The organism is Mesorhizobium sp. WSM4819 (assembly GCF_055811215.1).
In genome coordinates this window covers 205,179-222,871 of sequence record NZ_JBVVQO010000003.1, presented here as the reverse complement: position 1 = coordinate 222,871, position 17,693 = coordinate 205,179, and the positions used below count along the sequence as shown (strand labels likewise).

Below are 17,693 nucleotides of genomic sequence, written 5' to 3'. Positions count from 1 at the left end.
CACGCTCGCAGCGACAATCTAACTCACAGCGATGCGCACGCCGGTGTCATCGAAAAGATGCAGATGGCTGGTATCGAACTTCAGATCCACCGTGTCGCCGGAAGCCACCGGATATTGTCCGGCGACAACCGCCAGCATGGTCTGGCCGCCGCTTGTCCTGGTGTGGACGATTGTCTCGGAGCCGAGGGCTTCGACCAGCGCGACGCGCGCCGCAACGTCTCCCTTGCCGGCACCGGCGAGGCTGATGTGGTGTGGCCGCAGCCCGAGCGTCACGTCGCCATTGGCCGCGCTGACGTTCCCGTCGATCTCGAATCCAGCTGAACCGTCCAACGTGAGGCTTGATCGGCCAGCGCCCCCGGGTGCCACCTTTACCGGCAGGAAGTTCATACGAGGTGCACCGATGAAACCGGCGACGAACAGATTGGCCGGATGGTTGTAGAGCTCGAGCGGCGTGCCAATCTGCTCGATGCGGCCGGCGCGCAGCACGACGATGCGGTCGGCAAGTGTCATCGCCTCGATCTGGTCGTGCGTGACATAGACCATCGTCGCCGACAGCCGCTCGTGCAGGGCGGCCAGTTCGGCGCGTGTCGAGATGCGCAGTTCGGCGTCGAGATTGGACAGCGGCTCGTCAAGCAGGAAAGCGGTTGGATTGCGCACGATGGCGCGGCCGATCGCGACGCGCTGGCGCTGGCCGCCGGAGAGCTGGCCGGGGCGCCGGTCGAGATATGGCGCGATTTCCAGCATCCGCGCGGCTTCGGCGATGCGCGCATCGATTTCGGCGCGCGCCATACGGGCGTTCTCCAGTCCGAAGGCCAGGTTCTGGCGCACGCTCATGTGCGGGTACAGCGCGTAGGATTGGAACACCATCGCCAATCCCCTGTCGGCGGCCGGAACGGTGGTCACGTCCTTGCCGTCGATCGCGATGACGCCGCCTGTCGGCCGGTCAAGCCCGGCGATGAGCCGCAGCAGCGTGGACTTGCCGCAGCCGGAGGGGCCGACGAAGACGATCAGCTCGCCGTCAAGGATGTCGAGATTTATGTCGTGCAGCACGCCGACCTTGCCGAAAGCCCTCGATACGCCGGTGAGTGTGATCTGGCTCATGATAGCCTCTATTTCAGACCGGAGCCGGCAATGCCGGTGGTGATGAAGCGCTGAAGGAAAATGAACACCAGCACGACCGGGATCATGGTGACGACGGTCATGGCCAGGATGTAATGCCATTGCACATTGAGTTGGCCGGCATAGGTGTTGAGACCGACCTGCAGCGTATAGACCTCCTTGCGCGACAGGACGATCAGTGGCCAGAGGAAGTCGTTCCAGCGCCAGACGACGGAAAAGATCGCCAGCACCGCCAGCGCCGGGGCGGTCAGCGGCAGGATGATGCGCCAGTAGATCTGCCATTCCGACGCCTTGTCCATGCGCGCTGCATCGATCAGCTCGTCGGGGATCGTCAGCATGTACTGGCGCAGCATGAAGACGCCCGTGGGCGTCGCCACTGTGGGCAGGATCACGCCCCATAGCGAATTGAACAGTCCCATTGCCGAGATGACCGAATAGAGCGGCACCAGAATGACGGAGAGCGGCACCATCAGTGTCGCGACGATGAGCATCATCACAGCGGAGCGTCCGCGAAAATTGTACTTCGACAGTGCGAACGCGGCCATCGAATTGGTCAGCAGCGTAATCAGGGTGGCGACCACGGTGACGAAGACCGAGTTGCGCAGGTAGAGGAAGAAGTCAAAGGCGAGGAAAGGCTGGACATAATTGTCGAGCGCGAAGGCGATGCTGCGCTTGGGCGTACGGTTCTTAATGTTGACGCGTATGATCTCGCCCGGGTTGGCGGGATCGACCATCTGCGCGACGGTGCCGAGGCGGCGCACTTCGGCGAGCACGCGCACGCTGCCGTCGTCATTGCGCACTTCAAAGAGCTGCAGCGGCTCCTCATACCCTTCCACGATCGCTTCGGCGGTGACATAGGGCAATACAGTCGGCGGAAACTCCGCCAGCGCAGCAGGCGTCTTGAACGACGAGTTGACCAGCCAGAGCGCCGGGCCGAACATGACAATCAGCCCGCCGATCAGCCAGAACCAGGTGAAAACGTCGGTCCAGTGCCAGCCGGCGCCGCCGCGCCGGCGGAACAGAAATTCCGCAACCCTGCTCATCGCATTTTGCCCCGCTGCTCGTTGCGCCTTGCGATGCCCAGCTGGATCAAGGTCAGCACGACCAGCACCGCTCCCATGAGGATCGAGGCCGCGGAGGCGAGCCCCGGATTGCGCAGCATCGAGGCGAAGCCGACCTCGTAGATGTACTGCGTGAGGAACAGCGTGCTGGTCCCGGGACCGCCTCCGGTCAGCACATAGATCTCATCGAATATCTGCACGGCGCGGATGAGTGTCAGCACCAGCACGACCAGGAGGTTGGGCGCCAGCAAGGGCAGCGTTATGCGCCAGAAGACGCGCATGGGCCGCGTGCCGTCCATCTCGGCGGCCTCATAGAGGTCTTTCGGAATAGCCTGAAGGCCGGCGAGAAGGATCAGCGCATAGAAGCCGACATGGGCCCAGACCGACACCATGATCGCGGCGGTGAAGGCCCAGTTGCGCTCCACCAGCCAGTTGACCGGGGTTCCGCCCGCCTCGAACACCATCAGGTTGAGCAATCCCTGCCGCTGCAGGATCCAGCGCCAGATGAGACCGACCACGACCGGCGACAAAAGCACAGGGAAGAAGAACACGGCGCGCCAGAAACTGCGCGCACGCAACTCACGGTTGAGAACGAGTGCGGTGACGAGCGCCACGGCAACCATCATCGCCACTTGCAGCACGACGAAGGCCAGGGTGTTCCAGACCGCGATCCAGAACAGGTCCTCGGTGCAGCTCTTCGGATCGAGATAGCTGCCGCAACTGAACAGCCTCCCATACTGATCGGCGCCGACGAAGGTGCGCTCGCCGAGGAACAGCGCCCCGCCACCGGTCATCGAATAGAGGATGTTGATGACCAGCGGAAACAGCACGAAAATGCCGAACACCAGCATGTTCGGCGCCAGGAAGAACACGGCCATGCCATTGCTGCCCGTGCGCCGTTGCAACATGCGCAGTGGCGCATCGAAAACTTTCGCAAGCCAGCCGACCGGCGCCAGGATCGTGGCGCCGGCGCGGGTTGCTATGCCGTTTCGGACGTCTGCCATGACACTGCCGCGACGCTACTTCGATGCCTCGGCCACCTGTGCCTTGATGTCCTCGTCGATACGGACGAAAGCCTCGTCGAGCTTCAGCTCGCCGGCCATGACCTGACTGATGCGGGTCACCAGCGCGCCATAAACCGGAGTTCCCCATTTCCATGCCGGCAGGGCGGCGGCATTCGGCGCGATCTTGCCCGATGCCTTCAGGAAGGCTTCGAGCGACGCCTTGACGTTCTCGTCATCGGTCTTGTAATCGATCTTGCCGGCGAGAACGCCCTTGTGTGCGGGCAGGAACAGGGTGCGCTCGGTGAATTCGCGCATGATGTCCTCGCGGCCCAGGAAGTCCATCACCTTGCCGACTTCAGCGGCGTTCTTGGTGTATTTGACGGCGACCAGCGCGGCGCCGCCCGGCATGCCGGTGCAGGCGGCGGTGCCGCACGGCGAGCCCGTCGCCACCCAGTCGAAGTTCTTGCCGATCTTGCTGGCCAGGTTGGCAACCTGCCAACTGCCCGAATAATAGTAGGCAATCTGCCCATTGATGAAGTCGTCGGCCCCGGCGCGATAGGTGGTGCCCGACGCCGACACCCAGATTTCCTTGTTCATGCGGCCGTCGGCAACCCAATTGACCAGCTTTTCGGCGAAGGCTTTCGTGCCGGCGTCAATCGGCGCCGGCAGTCGATCACCGCCGATGTAGTTGGCGCCATAAGAAATGTTCGCCGCCGAGATACGATGGCCGCTGCGGTCGATGGCAAAGGCGGCGTTGAGCTGCTGGCTCTGCTGCACCTTGCCGGCGGCATCGACCCATTCGTCCCAGGTTGCGGTGTCGGCCGGGATCGGCACGCCGGCCTGTTCGAAAAGCGTCTTGTTGACGAAGCCGCCGGTCAGCGTGATCTGGGTCATGAAGCCCGGAATGATCTTGGAACCGTCAGGGCGCATCCAGTCGAACTGGTCGCCGAAATTCGTCTGCCAGTATGCTGGATCGGCAACAACAGGCGTCAGGTCGAGCCAATGATCTGCGAGTTCCTTGATGTTGGTGACGCGGGCGATATCGGGACCCCGTCCTGCCTCGAGTTCGACCGGAAGCTGCTCCTGAACAACCTTGTAGGCGACATTGTCGAGAATGACGTTGATGTCCGGATTGTCTTTCATGAAGCGGTTGAGCAGGTCCTGTATAACCTCGCCCTCGACGCCGTCCGAGTACCACATCACGCGAACGTCGCCTGCGAACGCGGTCGACGACAGAAGGCCCGCCGAAAGGCCCAGGATTATCGAATTCATTCTCATGGTTCACTCCTCCGCTTTTGCGGTCTTCACCGCTTGATTGTCGCTGTCCGAGCTGCTTGACCTGCTCCTTTTGATCCGATCCTCACCTGGTTGCGATGGCGTCGGCCGTGAACAACGTGGCTTCGCCGCTGACCTGCCAGTCGGCCGGATCGACGACACGGTCCTCAGCCTCCATGCGGCCATCCGGATGGAACAGCACGTCGCCGTATTCCGGGTCATTGACATGCAGAAGGTCGTTTTTTCCGTGGCCGAGCGCGAGCTGAGAAAACTGCGCCTCGAATTCCTCCAGCGACCCGTATTGCCGGTGCCGGCCCAAGCGGATGATCCATGCGGCATGATGGCCCGGCACCCGCAACTCGTTTCCAGCGGTCGGCCCGCGGCCGACGAGCTCGAAGGCGCTGTCGGCCTTCAGCATCGCGAACCCATCGCCGCCGCGCGCCGAAGCGATGTGTTCCTTGACTCTCGTTTCATCGAACGCGCTCTGTGGGAACCAGGCATGGGTAAAGTCGGGCTGCTCGGCAGCGCAGCTGAACAGCACAACCGCCAGGTCGCGGTATTGATGCACGCGCGGCAGAGATCCGCAGCCGCCCCAGTAGGACGGCCGGCCATAGCCTGAATGAATCGTCTCGCCCGGATGGTTGATCCATATCTGCGCGTCGGGATTGCCGCCGAGGCGCAGGTGCAGCACCGTTTCCTGATAACCCCATTCGTTCCAGCGATAGGCTGCTGCGCTTCCCATGGCGAAATCGCGGGTCTTGTAGTGGTAGAGCTTGGCGATCCGGTTCTGGCCCTGCGCGAAGCACCATTCCTGCGCGTCGTCGCCCGCCATGCAAGCGATGCCGGTCAGTTCTTGCGGGACGTCGAGCCCATGGTCGCGCAGGCAGAGCGCAAGCTGCGGCAAGGCGTGGAAGCGCATGCCGTAGAAACCTTTGCCCCACAGCATGCGTGCAATGCCGGAAAGTTCCAGCGAACGGGCGGCGCGCAGCGTGTGTTCGTAGGAGCGGCCCTGCGCGCCGGTAAGCATGCCCTGCTGAGCCGAGCGGGCGACGATCTCGAGCAGGCGGTTGATCGCAGCCCCGGCACGCCGGCGCACATCGGCATCTGGCCCAAGCGCGTAAAGAATCGTCAATCCCTTGAGATCGATCGGGAAATAAGGGGCGGAGTTGAATTCCGCCATTTCCCATGCCTCGAAATGATCAAGCCAGGCGCGCACGCGCGCAAGGCCCACGGTCGACTGCTCCGCGCCGGTGCGCCCTGAGCGGACAAAGCGGGCATCGGGCAAGAGATGGCCGCCGAGATAAGCCGCGGTGTGAAACAGAAGCGCGTGGTTTTCGGAAAAATACCACTGCACGTCGTTGCCCGGCTCATCCATCCAATAGCGGTAATTGAGGATCGCCTCGTCAATGCGGTGACGAAGATCGACCGCGATCCTGTCGCCATAGGCACGACGGCACCAGAGCAGTGGAACCAGGATGAAATCGGCGCAGTCGTGGCAATCCTCGATCGCCGGCAGTGCAGCAGCAATGATGGCGTCGGTTTCGGCGCCGCTGCGGCCCGTCGCCAGCCGCGCCAGCGCCCGCACGGTATCGGCCTCGGCGAAACTGGAGACCTGTTCCAGGGCTTCGTCGATCCTGTCGGCAAGGACGGCGGGAGCGCGGCCCTGACGCGCCGCATGACAGATCTCGACGCCGAAGACCCGCCGGGCAACAAAGCCTGAAGATGAGAGCGATACGGCAAAATGCCGGAAGTCGGCGGGAAGGTCTTCCGTGGCAGCGATCGTGATGCGTCTTGCCCCCGCTTCGATGCGGCGGCGGAAGATCACGGGCGCCTCGATCGACATGAAGTCGCCCTCGATCACAACAGCTACATCCACCGCAACCGGCAGCGCGACATCCGTCACCAGCGCCACTTCGCCGCCGGAATAAAATGGACGCTCGAAATGCATGGCGTCGAGAGCGGCTTCCATGGCCGCCGCGACGTCGCCTTTGACGGTCGTGGGCAAGACCTGTTCGGCAGCTGGGCCCCGGAGATAGTCGAGTTGGAAGAAGTAGCGTGCGTCACGCTCGGCGAGATCGTCGAACCAGATGCTGATCTCGTTGGCGCCGGCGACGAGATCGACCTCGAAATCCTGGGAAGCCTCGAGGTTGCGCCCGTAGGGCGCCATCCAGCCGGCCTCTATCCCGTTGACGAACAAAACGGCGCCGCCGCAGGTGCGCAGCCGCAGCCGCGCGCGGCCGTCCGAGCCTGCGTCGAGCACGGTACTTGCCCAGGTGGCGACCACGGTCGGGCGGAACCAGAAGCCCGACAGGTCGACACGGGGCGAGCCGAACGGAAGCCAAACACGGTCCGGCTCGAACACGCCCTGCGGCTCGGGCCGTTTCCCGCGGCGTTCGGCGGCAAACTCGGTTCGGCAGGGATATTCGTGCGGGACGAAATTCTTGTGCTTGGTCAGGAAGAAGAAGGGATCCATCTCCCCTTGCATCGGCTGATCCGCAACATCGTAGCGCTGCTCGGACGTCGTGCCGACGAGCCAGTAAACGACGGGGCCGCCGAGCGCGAGCGGCCGGCGCAGCGCAAGATCGTGCGTGATCGGTTCCACGGTGTTCATCGCAGCGTCTCAACGGGCACGGGCGACACGTCGTTATAGGCCTGGTTCTCACCGGTCATACCCCAGACGAAGGCGTAGGGGCCGGTTCCGCTGCCCATATGGATCGACCAGGCCGGCGAGATGACACAGTCGCCATTGGCCACGATCAGATGGCGGGTATTGTCCGGCCGTCCCATCAGATGGATTACCCGATCTTCCGCCGCGAGATCGAAATAGAGATAGGCTTCCATGCGCCGCTCATGCAGGTGAGGGGGCATGGTGTTCCAGACGCTGCCTGCAGCGAGATCGGTGATGCCCATCAGCAGCAGACAGGAAGGCGCGACTTCCGGATGAATGTACATGCGCAATGTTCGCTTGTTGGCGCGTCGCTCCTCGCCGAGTTCGAGCGGCTTCGCCTCGGATTTCGTGATCAGCCGATGCTTGATGTCTGCGCCGGCCGGAACCGAGTTCATATAGAACCAGGCGGGGTGCGCGGCGCTGTCGCTTTCGAGCGTCACTTGCTTAGCGCCGCGCCCGACATAGAGCACATCGCGGTTGGCGAGCGCGAAGCGCTGCTGGTCGACGCTCACCGTTCCTGCGCCGCCGAGATTGGCGATGCCCATCTCGCGCGCGGTGAACAGATGCGGCGTGCCGACGTCCGCGCCATCGCCGAAACTCAGCGGCTCTCCGGTTGGGCACGCGCCGCCGACGATCATGCGGTCGACATGGGTGTAAGCGAAGGCGAGGCGGCCGGGCTCGAACAGCCGCTCCACCAGGAACTCGGCGCGTAGCCGCTCCGTCCCGTAGCCATCGATGTCGCTCGGACCGGCGCCGAAGAGAACGCGCATCGTCATGCCGCTGCCTCGTCAGCTTCGGCATGGATCATCCCCTCGGTGAGGCAGAGGATCGCCAGGGCCTGGCCGTAGCCGGTAGGCTGGAGCGGGATGTCGCGGTAGAATTGGAGATCATGGCCCATGCGGGTGCCATAGGAAACGTTTCCGAGCACGCCGTTCTCGTCGATGCTGGCCAGCACCGCGTCGAGTGCGCGCCGGCCCGCTGGACCGCACGCCTTGGGCCCGAAGCCCAGGCGCGCAGCTTTCATGAGACCATAGCCGATGCCGGCGGTGGCCGACATCTCCTCATAGGAGGCCGGGTCATCGAGCAAGGTGTGCCATGCTCCCGATGGCGCCTGCAGGCGCAGCAGCGCTTCGATCTGCGCTTCCAGCACGCCGAGCAGATAGGCTTCGACCGGCTTGCCGACACCACCATTTTCGATCAGGTCGAGGATTCCGACCGTGATCCAGGCGTTGCCGCGGGCCCAGAGAGCGCCGGCAAAATTATGTCGGCCGGCAAATGTCCAGCCATGGAACCACAAGCCGGTTTTCGGGTCGGCGAGATAGCGCGCATGGACGAGGAACTGGCGAACAGCCTCGTCGATGCAAGCTTGCCGGCCGGCCGCGCGGCCGTGGAAAGCGAGGAACAGGCCGGCCATGAACAACGTGTCGTCCCACAATTCGTCGTCGTTGATCTTGTCTGAGACATTGTGCTGGAACCCGCCCTCGGGCGTGCGAGGCATGTCGCGAAGCAGCCTTTCGGCCCATTGGCCGAGAGGCGTTTCCCAGCGCGGATCGCGTGTCTCGCCCCAGAGCAATGCCAGCGCCATCATCGGAGCGGTGGTGTTGATGTTCATCGGCGGCAGGCCCGCCCTTAAATGGCGCTCGTACCAATCTTCGATTGTCTTTAGGAGTTTCGGGTCGCGATTGTGCCGCCAGAGGCAAACGAGGCCGTAGAGGCCTACACCCTGCGGCCATTCCCAGGAATCGAAGCTGATGTAGTCGCCGGCCGTGCCGTCGAGGTTGGGCTCGTCGAAACGGCCGTCATGGCGCAGGCCGGTCAGGCCGCGCACGAGCAGGTCGAGCTTTGAGCGCATATCTCTCATGGACGACGCCACCACTCCTCCCAAGTTTGCGCGATGTCGGGCAAATGGGTGCCACAGGAATTTTTATTGCGCAATCTGAAATTTTTTTGCAGCATGAAGGTCTGGTGAGGAAACAGCCTATGGTCGTCAAGGTCGAAAGCGGGAAGCGCGGCACGCCCAGCCGGCGCGTGCGGCTCGAAGACGTCGCCGCGCGCTGTGGCGTATCCGTCAGCACGGCGTCGCGGGCGCTTGCTGGCGGCAAGGGCGTGCGCGGCGACCTTCGGTCGACCATCATCGAAACCGCGAGGAAGTTGAACTACACGATCCCCACGTCGATCGCCGGCCGCAAGGTGATCCTCGCCGCAAGCAACGCTGCGAGGATCGACTATGGCCGCAACCAGTTCACCTTCTATGTGCTCGACGGACTGAACGAGCGTGCAAAAACTCTCGGTGTCGAGCTGGTGTCGCGCTCGATCGCCGACTCCGGTGAGCAGATCGCGCTGCTCAATGAGGCAAGCCAGGACAAGAGCGTCGTCGGTTGCCTGTTTCTGACGCTTGACGACGAGGCGGTGCTGACGCTGACCGGCGGTTTCGGCAAGCCGATCGTGCTCATAAACGGCGACGACCCGGCGATGCACCATTCGAGCCTGACGCCATGCAACCGCTCGGCGGCGCATCTCGCGACGCAGCACCTGCTCGACCTCGGCCACCGGCGCATCCTGTTCCTGATGCGACGCGGGCGGCGCACGATCGAGCGTCGCTTCGAGGGCTGGCAGGATGCACTGCGAGAGCGCGGCCTGGCGGCCGGCGACCTGGCCGTGGAGGTGGCGGATTGGCTGCCGGACCTTGCGGCGGAAGCGATTGCGCGGCGCATCGAGGCGCGTGGCCTCGATTTCACCGCTGTGCTCGCCGCGGGCGACAGTCTTGCTATCGGCGCGATGATGGCGATCCGGAAGTCGGGTTACGAGGTGCCGGCCGACGTGTCGATCATGGGCATGGATGACCTTCCGCAGGCGGCTTTCCAAAACCCGCCGCTCACGACGATGCATATCCCGATGCGCGAGATTGGCGCGGCGTCGCTCGACCTGCTGCTCGCCGATCTCGGCGGGGACCTGCCGCCGCGCCGTATCGAATTCGCCTGCCATATCGTGCAACGCCAGTCGACCGGCCCGATTCGCGCCTGAGACGTATGGTTCACACGGCTGTCCGGGCCAGGCCATCACTACATCGATGGGGTCACGTTCGAACCGTCTTCGAAGCGTCCGTAACCTCCGCCGAAGAAAAGCAGAGGTTCACCGTCTCGCAAGGTCGCGGCGGTTACGCGGGCAACGACGATCAAATGGTCGCCGCCCTCATGCCCGGAGATCCGCACGCATTCGAACCGCGACAGGCAACCACCCAGCAGCGGCACGCCGGCATCGTTCAGGTCGTGCGGGAGGCCGTCGAAGGCTTGACCGGCGCGAGCGAAGCGCTGGCTCAGCTCAATCTGCTCCGCGCCCAAGACATGAACCGCGAAATGCTCGCAACCAGCGAAGGCGGCAAAGCGCCTCGAATGCCGGCCGATCGACCAGAGCACGATCGGCGGGTCGAGGGACACCGATGCAAAGCTGTTCGCGGTGATGCCGACGGGACCATCAGGCGTCATCGTCGTGACGACGGTGATACCGGTCGCAAACCGGCCGAGCGCGTCGCGGAACTCGCGCTTGCGGTCGGGGCCGGGCACGAAGCTTTTCATCGGTTGCTGCTCGGGGTTGAGGAAGTGGTACATCAGGCGCCCTCCTGGCCAAGGGCTGCGGTGGAAGCTTCAATCTCGTTGACGCGCATTCGCAGCATCATCATCGCCGCTCCCCGGTTCCGAGCGGAGTCGCCGGGGTGATGTCCGGCACCCGGCCATAGACATGCGGCAGCGAGCAGGTGTTGATGTTCGGCAGCACGCGCTTGCCGAAGGACAGGGCCTCGTCGAGATGCGGATAGCCGGAGAAGATGAAGGCGCGGATGCCCATTTTCCGGTATTCCTCGATCTCGCACATGACTTGATCGGTCGAGCCGACGATCGCGGCGCCGCAACCAGAGCGTGCGCGGCCAACGCCGGTCCACAGATGCCGCTCGACATAGCCTTGTGCGTCGGCGCCGGCGCGGTTCTTTGCCTGGTGCGCGACGCCCAGGGATGTCGCGTCCAGTGCGCGGCCGCGGATAACGCTGCCCTGCTCGTCATCGAGTTTCGAAATCAGTTCCTCGGCATATTCGCGGGCTTCGGCTTCGGTGTCGCGCACAATCACGTGGACGCGCAGGCCATAATCCAATGTGCGGCCATGGGTGGCTGCACGCTCGTGAACATCACGCATGCGGTGCGCCAACACGTCCTTCGCCTCCGGCCACATCAGATACACGTCACACTGTGCGCCGCAGAGTTCGAGCGCGTCGGGCGAATAGCCGCCGAAATAGAGTAGCGGCCCGCCATTCTGTTGGTAGGGCTTTGCGGGGTCGGCGGTTACTTTCCCGAATTGGTAGACCTCGCCCTGATGGTTGATTTCGTCGCGCGTCCAGGCCTGACGCAGGATCTCGATGACCTCGCGCGAACGCTGATAGCGGAAGCGGCTGTCGGCGAGTTCGCCGGGAAAGTCGGAAGAGATGACGTTTATAGTCAATCTGCCCTTTAGCATGTGGTCGAGCGTTGCGAGCGTGCGCGCCAGCATGATCGGTTGCATTTCGCCGCAACGCACCGCCGCGAGAAGGTTGATCGAATGGGTTATCGGAGCGCAGCCCGCCACGAAGGACAGAGTATCCTGGCCAACCTGGTAGGACGAGGGACACAGGATATTGCGAAAGCCCAGTCCTTCGGCTGTCTTGACGATGTCGGAGCAATGCTCCCAACTCGACCGCAGCGTACCATCCGGTACGCCGAGATAGCGGAAATCATCGGAACACAAAGCGGAAAACCACGACACTTCAGCAGCATCGAGATCTGCGGACGTCACCGGAACGACCGTCAATGTCGGCACTCCTCGCTGTCAGAGGCTGGAATTCCCTGTTGCATATCATTCGTGTTTGTATAGATCAATAGTGTATCAATTTTGCGTTGGAGACAATGTGACCACGTCCAGAAACGCCTACGCGCTTCCGATGCATCAAAAGGTCAGCGAAATGCTTATTCGCGAGATCGCGGCCGGGAGGATGATCGAGGGCGAGAAGCTTCCGCCGGAGCGCGACATGGCTGCGGGCCTTGGAATAGCGGTCGGTACTTTGCGCAAGGCGCTCGGCGATCTCGAGCGCAAGGGCTTGCTCAGTCGCATCCAGGGTTCCGGCAACTACGTACGGTCGCAACCCGACGTGGCCAGTGTCTATTCCATGTTCCGGCTGGAGCTCCTGGAGGGAGGCGGGCTGCCGACGGCGCGCGTTCTGTCAGTCGATCGGCTGGCGAAACCGGCGGACCTGCCGGTGTTCGGGTCGAGCAGCGAGGCCCATCGAATAAGACGGCTGCGGAGCCTCGGCGGCAAGCCGGCGGCGCTGGAGGAGATCTGGCTCGACGGTTCCCGTGCGGAGACGGTCGCTATCGAAGAACTGTCGGATTCGCTCTATCTCTACTACCGCAAGGCGCTCGGCATCTGGATCTTGCGTGCAGAGGACCGCGTCGGGGTCGGCCAGGTGCCGGGATGGGCGCCGCCTGAGTTCGGCCTCGCGCCGGGCGCCGCCGCCGGCTTCATCGAGCGTACCGGCTGGATGCAGGACGGCGCCAGCGCGGAGTTTTCCAGGACCTGGTTTGATCATGGCGTCGCGCGCTATGTCGCGCGGCTGCGATAGGGAACGGCTATGGCGAAGCACATTTCCTACGGCATCATCGGCTGCGGCATGATGGGGCAGGAGCATCTTCGCAATATCGCGCTGCTGCCCGGTGTCGGCGTCGCGGCGATTTTCGAGCCCGACGCGACGATGCGCGCCCGCGCGGCAGACCTCGCCCCGCAAGCGTCGATCGCCGGCTCGGTCGCGGAGGTGGCGGCCGATCCGCGCGTCGACTGCTTGCTCATCGCCAGTCCGAACCATGTGCATTTCGCGCAGCTTAGGGAAATCGCTGCTGTCCGTGCGCTGCCTATCCTGGTCGAAAAGCCGCTTTTCACCGATCCGGTCGAGGCGGCCGCGGTGAAGGCGTTCGCCGCGACCTATGCCGCACCAGTCTGGGTGGCGATGGAATACCGCTATATGCCGCCGGTCGCTCGGTTCATCGAGCAGGCGCAGAACGTGACCGGCGGCATCCGGATGCTGACAATCCGCGAACATCGCTACCCGTTCCTGGACAAGGTGGCCAACTGGAACCGCTTCAACCGTCGATCGGGAGGCACGTTCGTCGAGAAATGCTGTCATTTCTTCGATCTCATGCGGCTGATCCTGAAATCGGAACCGGTGAGAATCATGGCGTCGGCCGGACAGGAAGTGAACCATCTCGACGAGCATTATGATGGCGAGACACCCGATATCTGGGATTGCGGCTACGTGCTGGTCGATTTCGCCAGCGGCGCGCGCGCCATGCTGGAACTGTGCATGTATGCAGAGGGCAGCCGCTATCAGGAGGAGATCAGCGCCGTCGGTGCGCGCGGTAAAATCGAATGCCTGGTGCCGGGTCCCGGCCGCTTCTGGCCATCCCATCTCGGCGCGGCGCCGACGCCGCAGTTGATCGTCAGCCCGCGCTTTCCGCAGGGACCGTACACCGTCGAGATCCCGGTCGACCCGCAATTGTTGACGGCCGGCGATCACAACGGCTCGACTTTCTATCAGCATCAGCGGTTCTGCGCCGCCCTGCGAGGCGAAGGGCCGGTTGAGGTGACGTTGGACGATGGCTGGAAAGCTGTCGCCATGGGTATCGCCGCACAATTGTCGGCAAACCAGGGCACGGCCATTTCCAACCCACTCGACGCATCAGTGACCACTTGATCTTGCTGACCAAGTGGTAGCGGAGACGGCTAAATCGCAAGATCCACGGCGTGAGCCGCCTAAAGCGCGTCGCGTTTGCCCCGGCCTCATGCGACGCGCTTCAGGTTGTTGTTTTTATGCATGTCGTTGTCGCAAAACCGCTGCACACTTTTGCGCGACATGCATTGGTGGGATCAGTCAACCCTTGCCTCCGATTGCCGCTATGGTTCTGACCAGCCTGTCCGCGACACAGGTCGATGCTCCAGCCGCCATGAGCATCTGCGGCAGGATCAACCATTCCAGCGTCCAGGCTGCACCAGAGCGCTCTTGCTCATGGATCAGCGCATGATGCATTCCCGACAATTGGACTGCGTTGAAGCGGGCAAGCGTCACCAGCATCTCGGCGTCGATGGGATTGCGCTTGTGCGCCATGGCCGACGACGAACCGCCGCCCGCCCTTTGCAACTCGTCGCCTGCCTGCGCCATCAGCGCAATGTCCTGCCCGAACTTGCCGAGGCCGCCCGTCACAAGCGACAGCCAGTTGGCCAGTTCAGCGATGCGGTCGCGCTGGCTGTGCCATTGCGGCGCGTCGCCGAGGCTTAGCCGCCGGGCCAGCGCGGCACGGATGGCGGCGCCCTTGTCTGCAAACTTCTCGAGTGTCCCGGTGGCGCCGCCGAACTGGACGACGAGAACCGATTCTCGCACCGAGTGAAGCCGCTCATGGTGGCGCACGAGCGGTTCGCGCCAGCTTGTGACGCGGTCGGCTACGGAAATCGGAATCGCTGCCTGCATTCGGGTTCGGGCCATCAGCGGGCGATCGCCAAACCGATGGCCGAGATCGGCGAAGGCGACCACCAGAGCCGAAAGCCGTTCTTCCAACAGGTCGATACAGGCGCGAATTCTCAGGATCATGGCCGTGTCGATCACGTCCTGGCTGGTCGCACCGAAATGCACATGCTGCGAATGCGGCTCTCCGACAGCATGCCTGATCTGCCGCACGAGTTCCGGCACCATGACGCCGTCGCGCGCCGTTGCGTCCCTCAGGGCCTGGATTTCCGGCCGGAAGTTGTCGAGAACGCGCCCGATGGCGCTTGCTGCAGCCGCCGGGACGATGCCGAGCGCAGCTTCTGCGTCGGCGAGCGCTTTCTCGAATTGCAGCATCGTCGCAAGTTCGGCCTCGACGCCGAGCAGTGTCGCCATCTTCTCATCGCCGAGAAGCCCGGACAGGAGGGGATTGTCGAATGCTGCGATCATATGTCGAAGAAGACCGTCTCGTTGATGCCCTGGAGATGAATGTCGAACTTGTAGATGTCGCCATCGCGCGGCGCGACCAGCGTTGACACGCGCTCTTTCTGCTCAATGCGCATCAGGACGGGATCCTCGGCGTTGGCGGTTTCCTCGTCGCTGAAATACATGCGGGTGTGAAGGCCAATGTTGATGCCACGCGCGACGATCCAGACCGTCAAATGCGGCGCCATCTTGCGACCGTCAAAAAACGGCACGCGACCGGGTTTGATGGTTTCGAACAGGCATTCGCCCGTCGTCATGTCGGTGGGCAGCCGGCCCCAGCCGGTAAAGTTCGGGTCGGCGGAGCCGCGCAGATCCGAGGGCGAATTGTAGATGCCGGCGGCGTCCGCCTGCCAGATCTCCACAAGTGCGTCGTTCAACGGCGAGCCGGCGCCGTCGATCACCCGGATGTTGACCCTGATGCGTTCGCCCCTGGTCTTGTCGTTGACCATCGCGGTGCCAAGGTCGCGTTCATAGACGCCCGAGATACCGGCAAAGTTGGGCGTCAGCCCGATATGGACATAGGGTCCCGCGGTCTGCGAGGCGCTTTCCTTCAGCCGGCCGAGAGCCTGGACCATCAGTTGCCCTCGATGCGGTTTTCGAACAGCGTCGAGCGGCGGCCGCGCAGTACAATGTCGAATTTGTATGCCCGCGCATCCATCGGTATCGTTGCCTCCATGTCGAGTGCGGCGGTGAGGCCTTCAATAGCGCGGCGGTCGTTGATGGTCCGCACGATCGGGCACCTCCAGATCATCGGGTCGCCCTCGAAATACATCTGGGTGATCAGGCGCTGCGCGAAGCCGTGCCCGAAGATCGAGAAATGGATGTGCGCTGGACGCCAGTCGTTGGGTCCGTTGGGCCAGGGATATGGCCCCGGCTGGATCGTGCGGAAACAATAGGAGCCATCCTCGCCGGTGATCGTGCGGCCGCAGCCGCCGAAGTTCGGATCGAGTGGCGCGAGATAAGTCTCCTTCTTGTGTCGATAGCGTCCGCCGGCGTTGGCCTGCCATACCTCCAGCAACGCACCGGCGACGCCGATGCCGCGCTCGTCGAGCAGGCGGCCATAGACGAGGATGCGCGACCCGATCGCGCTTTCGCCCGGCCCGGCAAAATTGTGTATGAGGTCATTGTCCAGTTCACCGAGAATACTTTGGCCGAAGACAGGCCCGGTAAGCTCCGACAGCGTGTTGTCGAGGGAAAGAAGCGGCCGTTGCGGCGAGCGCAGCACGGACGTCTTGTAGGCTGGCGTGAAGGCCGGCGGATGCCAGTTGCGGTCGCGCGGAAAGAAGGCGCCGATTTCCGGCGTGCGGTTGGCGGGTAAGCGCGACTTGGTCATGATCAGCCGGCTTGAGCGTCGATTTCGTCGAACGTCTTCCTGGCGATCTTCATCGCATGATTTGCCGCCGGCACCCCGGCATAGATTGCCACATGCAGCAGCGCCTCGCGTATGTCGTCGCGCGTCGCCCCGGTATTGACGCTGGCGCGGATATGCATCGCAACCTCTTCATCCTGCTTCAGCGCCGCGAGCAGCGCGATGGTGATCATGGACCGCTCGCGCCTGGTGATGTGAGGCCGCGACCAGACGTGGCTCCATGCAGCCTCCGTGATCAGTTCCTGGAAAGGAATGTCGAATTCGGTCTTGGCCGCCTCTGCGCGGTCGACATGGGCGTCACCCAGCACCGAACGGCGCGTCGCCATCCCTTCGACGTGTCGGTCGCCGTGTCGTGGCTTGCTCATTTGCGCTCTCCTGGCATGTCGTTCAGGAAGCCACGGATCAGCCCGGCCAGCCTTTCCGGCTGCTCGACGCAGGGGATGTGGCCCGCACCGGCGATGATCTCGAACCGTGCGGCAGGGATTGAGCGGGCCAGCGATTCCACCAGTTCAGGCGGCGTCGATCCGTCCTGATCGCCGACAATGCAGAGTGTCGGCACTTTGATCGCGGCGGTCGTCGCGGTGAAATCGGCGTCGCGGATAGCCGCGCAGGCAGCAGCGTAGCCGGCCGGATCCTGGCGCGTCAGCATCGTTTTATAACCCGCCAGTTCCTCGCCGCGATTGTTGTGGAAATCCGGCGTGAACCATTTTCGCATCACGTCGTCGGCAAAGCTGGCGATGCCCTCCGACAGGGTCGCGTTGATGCGCCCGTTCCACATCTCGACTGTGCCGATTTTCGCTGCCGTATCGCAAAGGATCAATCCCTCGATCAAATCCGGCCGCGTCTTGTAAAGGCATTGCGCAATGACGCCGCCGATCGAAAGCCCGCAGATCACCGCGCGCTTTACGCTGAGATGGTCGAGCAGCCCTGCAAGGTCCGTCGCATGGGTCTCGATTGTTTGCGGCGCGCCACCCAGTTCGCTCAGGCCGTGTCCGCGCTTGTCGAACGCAACGGATGTACAGTCGTCGGCCAGCCTTCGCTCGACCTCGTTCCAGATGCGCATATCCGTGCCGAGCGAGTTCGCGAAGACGACCGTCGGCCTGCCAGTTTTGGGACGATGCCGGTAATGGATCGTCGCGCCATTGATGCGAGCAAAGTTCAT

Annotated in this window: 17 protein-coding genes; 3 read left to right on the top strand and 14 right to left on the bottom strand. The window is 63.3% G+C overall.

All coding sequences use genetic code 11. The features are described from left to right. Nucleotides 1-18: 18 nt before the first annotated feature. From AC0L18_RS04895 to bglB, 7 genes are all read right to left on the bottom strand, one after another. Entirely contained in the window at nucleotides 19-1,101 is a 1,083-nt protein-coding gene (locus tag AC0L18_RS04895; protein ID WP_473490846.1) for an ABC transporter ATP-binding protein, read from the bottom strand. 8 nt (nucleotides 1,102-1,109) lie between these two features. Further along, entirely contained in the window at nucleotides 1,110-2,162 is a 1,053-nt protein-coding gene (locus tag AC0L18_RS04890; protein WP_473490845.1) for a carbohydrate ABC transporter permease, read from the bottom strand. Then, a complete protein-coding gene (locus tag AC0L18_RS04885) occupies nucleotides 2,159-3,184 on the bottom strand; it encodes a carbohydrate ABC transporter permease (RefSeq protein WP_473490844.1) in 1,026 nt (341 codons plus the stop codon). The genes AC0L18_RS04890 and AC0L18_RS04885 overlap by 4 nt, the downstream gene beginning before the upstream one ends. 15 nt (nucleotides 3,185-3,199) lie before the next feature. Beyond that, complete coding sequence (locus AC0L18_RS04880; RefSeq protein ID WP_027151261.1) at nucleotides 3,200-4,462, bottom strand: ABC transporter substrate-binding protein; 1,263 nt, start codon at nucleotides 4,460-4,462, stop codon at nucleotides 3,200-3,202. 82 nt (nucleotides 4,463-4,544) lie between these two features. Continuing rightward, nucleotides 4,545-7,070: a hypothetical protein gene (locus AC0L18_RS04875; protein WP_473490843.1), complete on the bottom strand. Its 2,526-nt coding sequence runs from the start codon at nucleotides 7,068-7,070 to the stop codon at nucleotides 4,545-4,547. Further along, on the bottom strand, nucleotides 7,067-7,903 hold the full coding sequence (gene kduI, locus AC0L18_RS04870) for a 5-dehydro-4-deoxy-D-glucuronate isomerase (RefSeq protein WP_473490842.1): 837 nt from the start codon (nucleotides 7,901-7,903) through the stop codon (nucleotides 7,067-7,069). Before kduI ends, AC0L18_RS04875 begins: the two co-directional genes overlap by 4 nt. Beyond that, nucleotides 7,900-8,988 (bottom strand): beta-galactosidase BglB, encoded by a 1,089-nt coding sequence (bglB, locus tag AC0L18_RS04865; RefSeq protein WP_473490841.1) that lies wholly within the window; start codon nucleotides 8,986-8,988, stop codon nucleotides 7,900-7,902. The genes kduI and bglB overlap by 4 nt, the downstream gene beginning before the upstream one ends. 119 nt (nucleotides 8,989-9,107) lie before the next feature. Between bglB and AC0L18_RS04860 the strand changes: the two genes are divergently transcribed. Continuing rightward, nucleotides 9,108-10,151 carry a LacI family DNA-binding transcriptional regulator gene (locus tag AC0L18_RS04860; protein WP_473490840.1) on the top strand — a complete coding sequence of 348 codons (1,044 nt, stop codon included), beginning with the start codon at nucleotides 9,108-9,110 and terminating at the stop codon, nucleotides 10,149-10,151. A gap of 38 nt (nucleotides 10,152-10,189) precedes the next feature. Here the strand turns inward: AC0L18_RS04860 and AC0L18_RS04855 are convergent, their stop codons facing one another. Beyond that, a complete protein-coding gene (locus tag AC0L18_RS04855; RefSeq protein WP_473490839.1) occupies nucleotides 10,190-10,735 on the bottom strand; it encodes a flavin reductase family protein in 546 nt (181 codons plus the stop codon). A 67-nt stretch (nucleotides 10,736-10,802) separates the two neighbouring features. Next, complete coding sequence (locus tag AC0L18_RS04850) at nucleotides 10,803-11,960, bottom strand: LLM class flavin-dependent oxidoreductase (RefSeq protein ID WP_473490838.1); 1,158 nt, start codon at nucleotides 11,958-11,960, stop codon at nucleotides 10,803-10,805. A gap of 130 nt (nucleotides 11,961-12,090) precedes the next feature. Between AC0L18_RS04850 and AC0L18_RS04845 the strand changes: the two genes are divergently transcribed. Then, nucleotides 12,091-12,768 carry a GntR family transcriptional regulator gene (locus AC0L18_RS04845; RefSeq protein ID WP_473490932.1) on the top strand — a complete coding sequence of 226 codons (678 nt, stop codon included), beginning with the start codon at nucleotides 12,091-12,093 and terminating at the stop codon, nucleotides 12,766-12,768. 9 nt (nucleotides 12,769-12,777) lie between these two features. Next, entirely contained in the window at nucleotides 12,778-13,893 is a 1,116-nt protein-coding gene (locus tag AC0L18_RS04840) for a Gfo/Idh/MocA family protein (protein ID WP_473490837.1), read from the top strand. Nucleotides 13,894-14,070: 177 nt separating this feature from the next. Here the strand turns inward: AC0L18_RS04840 and AC0L18_RS04835 are convergent, their stop codons facing one another. From AC0L18_RS04835 to pcaD, 5 genes are read right to left on the bottom strand one after another with little or no spacing between them, the layout of a single operon-like run. Further along, the gene (locus AC0L18_RS04835) at nucleotides 14,071-15,126 is read right to left on the bottom strand and encodes a 3-carboxy-cis,cis-muconate cycloisomerase (protein WP_473490836.1); all 1,056 of its coding nucleotides are present in this window, start codon (nucleotides 15,124-15,126) and stop codon (nucleotides 14,071-14,073) included. Further along, complete coding sequence (gene pcaG, locus AC0L18_RS04830) at nucleotides 15,123-15,737, bottom strand: protocatechuate 3,4-dioxygenase subunit alpha (protein ID WP_473490835.1); 615 nt, start codon at nucleotides 15,735-15,737, stop codon at nucleotides 15,123-15,125. The genes AC0L18_RS04835 and pcaG overlap by 4 nt, the downstream gene beginning before the upstream one ends. Beyond that, entirely contained in the window at nucleotides 15,737-16,495 is a 759-nt protein-coding gene (pcaH, locus tag AC0L18_RS04825) for a protocatechuate 3,4-dioxygenase subunit beta (protein ID WP_473490834.1), read from the bottom strand. Before pcaH ends, pcaG begins: the two co-directional genes overlap by 1 nt. Before the next feature lie 2 nt (nucleotides 16,496-16,497). Beyond that, a complete protein-coding gene (gene pcaC, locus AC0L18_RS04820; protein ID WP_473490833.1) occupies nucleotides 16,498-16,896 on the bottom strand; it encodes a 4-carboxymuconolactone decarboxylase in 399 nt (132 codons plus the stop codon). After that, nucleotides 16,893-17,693 carry a 3-oxoadipate enol-lactonase gene (pcaD, locus tag AC0L18_RS04815; protein WP_473490931.1) on the bottom strand — a complete coding sequence of 267 codons (801 nt, stop codon included), beginning with the start codon at nucleotides 17,691-17,693 and terminating at the stop codon, nucleotides 16,893-16,895. The genes pcaC and pcaD overlap by 4 nt, the downstream gene beginning before the upstream one ends.